Origin of the sequence: Catellatospora sp. NPDC049609, from assembly GCF_040675365.1 — a bacterium.
Classification (GTDB): Bacteria; Actinomycetota; Actinomycetes; order Mycobacteriales; family Micromonosporaceae; genus Catellatospora.
Window position 1 is genome coordinate 1 of record NZ_JBFAOU010000455.1, and the last position, 1,522, is coordinate 1,522.

Consider the following 1,522-nt stretch of genomic DNA (forward strand, 5'->3'; position numbering starts at 1 on the left):
CGGCACGGCCTGCAATTGTGGGCCGACCGCGGCTACCAGGGGGAACAGCCGACCCTGATCGTGCCGGTCAGAGCGGGTAAGGACAAGCCGCTGATCCCGGCTGCCACGGCCTACAACCGTCGCCACGCCGCCGTCCGCGCCCCAGGCGAGCGCGGCTTCGCCACGCTCAAGTGCCGGCAGATCCTCACCCGCGTCCGCTGCACCGTCACCAAGACCGGCACCATCGCGCAGGCGATCCTGGCCCTACACCACGCGACATCGACGCCGATCAGGATGAAATGACCTCACTGACTCTCTCGAATCAGGGTCTGAGCTGAGTCCTTTGTGATGCTTTCGGGGAATCGACCGGGCCCGGGCTGGTCGGTTCGACTGTTGGCATGAGGTACGCCGACGGTGGTGGAGTCGATCAGGCCGGACGGGAACGCCGTGAGCAGGTCCGCGGCCGCGCGGGGCAGATGTTCGCCGACGGGATGAGCGCGCCCGAGGTCGCCGCGGTGCTGGAGGTGTCGACGAAGGCGGCCTACACCTGGCGGCGCGCCTGGGTCGCCGGCGGTGTGGAGGCCCTGGCCTCGAACGGCCCGCCGGGCCGGGCCCGCAGACTGTCCGCCGACCAGGTGCAGCGGCTGGCCGCCCGCCTCGATGAGGGACCCGCCGCGGCGGATTACGACGGCCAGCGCTGGACCTGGCCCGGCTCGCGAAGCTGATCTCCACCATGTTCCACCAGACGTTGAGCATCCAGGGCGTGTCGGTGCTGCTGCACCGGCTCGGCTGGAGTCCGCAGGTGCCCGCGCACCGGGCCGCCGAGCGTGACGAGGATCAGATCGTGCACTGGCGGCGTCACCAGTGGCCTGCGGTAAAAGGGTCGCGCGCAGGCTGGGCGCGTGGATCGTCTTCGCCGACGAGTGTGGGCACACGCTGAGACCAGCCAAGGCCCGTACCTGGGCCCCGCACGGCAAGACCCCCGTTGTCGCGGTCACCGGCCAAAGGCTCCGGCCGTATCTCGATCGCCGGGCTGGTCTGCTACCGGCCCGGCCGGCGCAGCCGGATGCTCTACCGGGTCATGGTCCACCGCGGCCGCAAAGGCGAACCGAAGGGCTTCGGCGAACCCGACTTCGCCGCCCTCCTCGATGCCGACCACCAGCAACTGAAAGCTCCGATCGCGCTCGTCTGGGACGGCCTGAACTCCCACAAGAGCGCAGCGATGCGCGAGCTGATCGCGGCCCGGCCGTGGCTGCGCGTCTACCAGCTGCCCGCCCACGCCCCCGACCTCAACCCGACCGAAAACGTGTGGACCGACCTGCGCCGCAGCCCGGCCAACATCGCCTACGGCACCGCAGCCGAACTCGCCCGCAAAGCCAAGACCAGACTCAAGCGCACGCAGTACCGCCACCATCTCGTCGATGAGCTTGACCCGTTTCCCCGGACGGTTCGGGTGTGGTGATCACGCGGCGAGGGCGTGATCGGTCTGGTGTCGTTCGTACTCGATCGGGGACAGGTTGCCAAGGGCGGAGTGCCGCCGGAC

At 69.8% G+C, this 1,522-nt stretch carries 4 protein-coding genes; all 4 read left to right on the forward strand.

Annotated features, from left to right (window positions below; translation table 11 throughout):
* Positions 1-282, forward strand: a 282-nt coding sequence (locus AB0J67_RS41080; RefSeq protein ID WP_363491236.1) for a transposase family protein, incomplete at its 5' end; no start/stop codon positions are given.
* Positions 283-377: 95 nt separating this feature from the next.
* A complete protein-coding gene (locus AB0J67_RS41085; RefSeq protein WP_363491238.1) occupies positions 378-704 on the forward strand; it encodes a helix-turn-helix domain-containing protein in 327 nt (108 codons plus the stop codon).
* A gap of 8 nt (positions 705-712) precedes the next feature.
* On the forward strand, positions 713-919 hold the full coding sequence (locus tag AB0J67_RS41090) for a winged helix-turn-helix domain-containing protein (RefSeq protein WP_363491240.1): 207 nt from the start codon (positions 713-715) through the stop codon (positions 917-919).
* A gap of 45 nt (positions 920-964) precedes the next feature.
* Positions 965-1,441 carry a transposase gene (locus AB0J67_RS41095; RefSeq protein ID WP_363491242.1) on the forward strand — a complete coding sequence of 159 codons (477 nt, stop codon included), beginning with the start codon at positions 965-967 and terminating at the stop codon, positions 1,439-1,441.
* The last annotated feature ends 81 nt before the right edge of the window (positions 1,442-1,522 follow it).